Annotated in this window: 5 protein-coding genes; 3 read left to right on the plus strand and 2 right to left on the minus strand. The window is 47.4% G+C overall.

Translation table 11 applies throughout. The features are described from left to right. The coding region (locus Q0502_RS06905) for a murein L,D-transpeptidase catalytic domain family protein (protein WP_298648859.1) at positions 1 to 475 on the plus strand (475 nt) is incomplete at its 5' end. Between the two features lie 14 nt (positions 476 to 489). On the opposite strand, the gene Q0502_RS06910 is transcribed toward Q0502_RS06905, so the two are convergent. Continuing rightward, positions 490 to 1,617, minus strand: coding sequence for a HAMP domain-containing sensor histidine kinase (locus tag Q0502_RS06910; protein WP_298648861.1), 1,128 nt, complete (start codon positions 1,615 to 1,617; stop codon positions 490 to 492). Between the two features lie 41 nt (positions 1,618 to 1,658). Continuing rightward, the gene (locus Q0502_RS06915) at positions 1,659 to 3,095 is read right to left on the minus strand and encodes an rRNA cytosine-C5-methyltransferase (protein WP_298648863.1); all 1,437 of its coding nucleotides are present in this window, start codon (positions 3,093 to 3,095) and stop codon (positions 1,659 to 1,661) included. Positions 3,096 to 3,218: 123 nt separating this feature from the next. Here Q0502_RS06915 and Q0502_RS06920 point away from each other — a divergent pair, with 123 nt between their 5' ends. Both Q0502_RS06920 and Q0502_RS06925 read left to right on the plus strand, forming a co-directional pair. Continuing rightward, positions 3,219 to 4,049, plus strand: coding sequence for a sugar phosphate isomerase/epimerase family protein (locus Q0502_RS06920; protein ID WP_298648865.1), 831 nt, complete (start codon positions 3,219 to 3,221; stop codon positions 4,047 to 4,049). Between the two features lie 174 nt (positions 4,050 to 4,223). After that, positions 4,224 to 4,583: NUDIX hydrolase (locus tag Q0502_RS06925; RefSeq protein ID WP_298648867.1), on the plus strand; the 360-nt coding region annotated here is incomplete at its 3' end.

Genomic DNA, 4,583 nt, shown 5'->3' on the forward strand with positions numbered 1-4,583 from the left:
AAGAATGTACGTGTTGGATATGGCAAAAAAGGAAATCCTTTTTGTTTCGTATGTATCGCACGGGCGCAACAGTGGGGAAAATTACGCCACATCATTCTCAAACCGGGACGGTTCACATCAGAGTTCACTGGGGTTTTACCGTACAGCCAGCACCTATAAAGGCGGAAACGGCTATTCGCTTCAGTTGGACGGGCTGGAAAAAGGTATTAATGATAAAGCCAGACAGCGGGCTATCGTCATTCATGGGGCCGACTATTGCAGCGAAAATGTGATAAGATCTACCGGACGGCTCGGACGGAGCTTCGGTTGCCCCGCACTTCCCAGGGAACTGACAAAACCCATTATCGACACCATAAAAGAAGGATCATTGCTATTCATTTACGCCGATCAGCCGGAATATCTGGCTACCAGTGAAGTATTGAAAGAAAACCAGGTACGGCTGGAAAAAAACATATTGAGTGCTCATAACGGGTGATCTGATCCGGTTTTTTAGTTTTTCTTCAGCAGGATCCTAAAAGTGGCGCCTTTTCCCGGGTCAGATCTCCTGACAAATATCTCTCCTTTGTGATTCTCTTCCACGATCCGCTTCACAAGCGTAAGCCCAAGCCCCCACCCTCTTTCCTTAGTAGTGTAGCCGGGGGAAAAGATTGCCTTGAATTTTGATTTTGGTATTCCTTTGCCGGTGTCGGAAATATCGAGGTAAACCCGATCCCCCTTTTGGGAGATATCAAAAGTAATAATACCCTGCCCCTGCATGGCGTCTACTCCGTTTTTCACAAGGTTCTCAATAACCCATCCGAAGAGCGGTTCGTTCAAGTCGACTTCTACCCGATGTTCGGGAAACCGGGTATGGAATACCACTTTTTTCGAAATCCGTTTTTCCAGATATTCCTGCGAATGCATTACTGCTTCCCTCAAATCCACAGGCGCCAAAGCGGATGCAGAACCGATCTTGGAGAAACGTTCTGCGATCATCTGCAGGCGGGCTATATCTTTATTGACTTCTGTCAACAACTGCTGATCCACCTCCTTCAGCTTCATGTACTCCATCCATGCCATCAGCGAGGAGATGGGGGTACCCAACTGATGAGCGGTTTCTTTCGACAATCCTACCCATACCCTGTTATGTTCCGCCCGTTGCGAACGGTTCAGGGCAAAAAAAGCAAGACCGATAAAGAGGGCGATCACCAACAGTTGCAGATAGGGATAGAGTTGCAGCATTTTCAGCGTATGGGAATCGTCATAATAAAGCAGTTGGTTCATCTCATGCAAAGCAATGGGATCATGCTTCCGGCCGAACTCTTCCATCTTTACCTGCAAATAAGCTTCTACGCCTTCTTCGGGGAACTTGATATTACGCGGAGTCAACCTTCCCGAACTTTTATCATACAGTAGGAGGGGGATAGTAGTATTGTTCTTCAGAATCCTCAATACCAACGACATATCCACATCCTCGTCCATAGCCATCGACTCGGTCGCCATCGCCCATATTTCAATCTTCCTGCGCTCCTCATCCGCCAACTCCTTCACCAACCTGTTCGATAACCACAGTGACAGCAAGGCAACGACGATTGCCAGGATTATAAAAAGGTAGGTGAGTGACTGCCGGGGATGCATGAGAAACTAATAGTGAATAGTGAAAAACTAAAAATTAAAAATCAGGAATCACCCGGCTGAATGGGATGGACAGGTGAACTGAAGATTTCAGTCGTTTTTTCGGGCAGATAACCGCTTCGTATACGCCATTCATGGGGGTATAGATTATTTGCCCGGTTACCGAGATTCTTCACAAAGCCCAACGGTTCTCCCTTATAGGTGAGAAGCAGATAACCCCGGGAAGCATCCGGAAGGGTGATCGCCTCCCGCCGCAGATAGGAAACAGCCTCTTCACAGGTCACCTCATACCGGAAAAATGCTTTGGGGTTAAGTTCCCTGCTCATCGCCAACATGTGGGACGGAATAAAATCCTTTCCCTTTCTCTCCCCGATCTCTATACCCATGGAAACTGTTTTTAACCGCTCATTCAGTGTGATAAGACCCTCGGAATGCTCTGCGGGTAGCGCAATGATACGATTGCCGGCCTCCACAAAATCGAAAGTGTCGGAGTGCAACAGCAGATTCGTGTAAGCAGAACGATCTTTTACGAATAGCGACGGCTTTTTTTTGTTTTTTGCCCGCACCCGGCCGGATACAGCCTCATCTGCTTCTACCCTGGCTTTTCTCAGTACAGTCACAAATAATCCTTCCCCTCTGGTGTTATGCGGAAAAAAACGATAGCCGGTTACCCGGCTGTCGAATGAGGGTGTGATCCCCCATTCTTTATTCGTTTCCACACACACAAATTCCGCTCTCAATTCATCTGCCGCCCAAAGGGCGTTTTCCTCATTTTCCGCGGTATTGTAGGTGCAGGTACTGTAAATCAGCAGGCCGCCCGGTTTCAATGCCGGCCAGATGTCATTCAGTATATCTCTTTGTCGTACAGCGCACATCCCCACATTATGGGTCGACCACTCTTTCACGGCCGCCTCATCCTTGCGGAACATCCCCTCACCCGAACAGGGAGCATCCACCAGTACCAGATCAAAAAAATGCGGGAAGGCGGCGAAATCCTTTGCCATATTGTTAGTGACCATCCCATTGGAATGACCGAATTTCGTCATCGTCTCCGACAACACCTGGGCGCGCTGACGAACCAGTTCGTTACTTACTAACAGACTCCCTTCGGGAAGAGCAGAAAACAGGGAGACTGATTTTCCGCCGGGGGCGGCACACAGATCGAGACACACCACGGGCTCTGTCACCAACTGGTCGACTACCTGCTCCACAAACATCGAAGAGGCTTCCTGTACGTAATAATACCCGGTATGAAAAAGGGGATCGAACGTAAAAGAGGGTCGCTTTTCCAGGTAAAAACCCCATTGGGACCACGGCACCCGCTGTAGAGGAACCACCGACTCCATAGGATTACGCTTGGCCTTAAACGGATTCAGACGAAAACTGACCGGCGCATCACCGGCCAGAACCGACAAAAACGATTCCATCCCGCTTCCGAGCAACAGCCGGATAGATGATATGAAATCTGCAGGAAAATTCATGTATCTCTTATTTGAATACAAAGATAAAAGGTTTTTTTACTTAAACGTTTTCAAATAAATCTTTCATACCCTTGATAAAAACAGTACCTTTGTGATGAAACACTATCATCAAAAACAATAAACATGAAAAAAATGCTGATTTTAACGGGATTATTGTTATCCCTTTCGATCGTTGCACAGGATCGTCCCGATCCGCAACCGGCTCCTGACACCTTCGAAAAGTTCAACATGGGTATGGCTGGCTATACATTTGCCAACTTCGATCTCGACAAAACGCTGGAGACTTTGGAAAAATGCGATGTGAAATATCTCTGCATCAAAGATTTTCATCTTCCTTTCAACAGTACCGATCAGGAAATAGCCGCTTTCCATGCCAGGCTGCAAGCAAAAGGTGTCACGGGTTATGCTGTCGGCCCCATTTATATGCGTTCGGAAAAAGAGGTTGACAATGCCTTCGAATATGCAAAACGCGTAGGAGTGAAACTGATTGTGGGAGTTCCCAATTATGACCTGTTGTCTTATGTAGACCGCAAAGTGAAAGAATACGATTTTCATTATGCCATCCACCTGCATGGACCTGACATGGCATTATATCCTGATGCGGAGGATGTATGGGAAAATGTGAAAGACCTGGATCCCCGGATCGGCATGTGCCTCGATATCGGGCATGATACCCGCAACGGCAAAGATCCCGTCAAAGACCTGGAGAAGTATCATTCCCGCGTGTTCGATATTCATATTAAGGATGTTACCGGATCGACCAAGGCGGGATATTCCGTGGAGATCGGCCGGGGTATCATCGATTTTCCGGCATTTGTAAAAATGCTTCGTCAGGTAGGATACGAAGGTGTCTGCAGCCTGGAACACGAACGCAATATGAAAGACCCGTTCCTGGGAATCGCCGAATCCATCGGTTACTTCAGGGGAGTGATTGCTTCCACAAAGGAAAAGTAGTCCTGTTTCAAACATGAATAGACAACCGAATGTAACAAATTAATAAGTACATAATCCGTTTCGTTTTTTCAGATGGAACGGCAGGCCTTCCCCTTTTTTAATTCACGGGGATAACGTACCTTTGCTCTATTCTTTAGAAAAAGATAAAGCATATTTGCAGTAAATTGACATCCTATGGATCACGAAAATGACAACATGCGTTGGAAGGTGATTGAAAGCGAATATCTTCACAGGCGTCCGTGGCTGACGGTACGCCGGGAGCTATTACAGATGCCCGACGGAACCGTTGTCCCTGAATATTACGTACTGGAATACCCCAACTGGGTGAATATTATCGCTATCACCAAAGAGGGAAAATTTATCCTGGTGAAACAATACCGGCCGGGTATTGAAAAGACCTGCTTCGAGCTATGCGCCGGAGTGTGTGAGAAAGAGGATGCATCGCCTCTTTTTTCGGCACAACGGGAACTGAGGGAAGAGACCGGTTACGGCGGCGGGACATGGAGAGAATTCATGTGTGTGGCGCCCAATGCC

It is taken from the genome of uncultured Proteiniphilum sp., assembly GCF_937873925.1.
Classification (GTDB): domain Bacteria; phylum Bacteroidota; class Bacteroidia; order Bacteroidales; family Dysgonomonadaceae; genus Proteiniphilum.

Excerpts from the sequence above, each read along its gene's own strand:
- Q0502_RS06920 (WP_298648865.1), top strand. The coding sequence starts at position 3,219 with ATGAAAAAAATGCTGATTTTAACGGGATTATTGTTATCCCTTTCGATC.
- Q0502_RS06915 (WP_298648863.1), bottom strand. The coding sequence starts at position 3,095 with ATGAATTTTCCTGCAGATTTCATATCATCTATCCGGCTGTTGCTCGGA.
- Q0502_RS06910 (WP_298648861.1), bottom strand. The coding sequence starts at position 1,617 with ATGCATCCCCGGCAGTCACTCACCTACCTTTTTATAATCCTGGCAATC.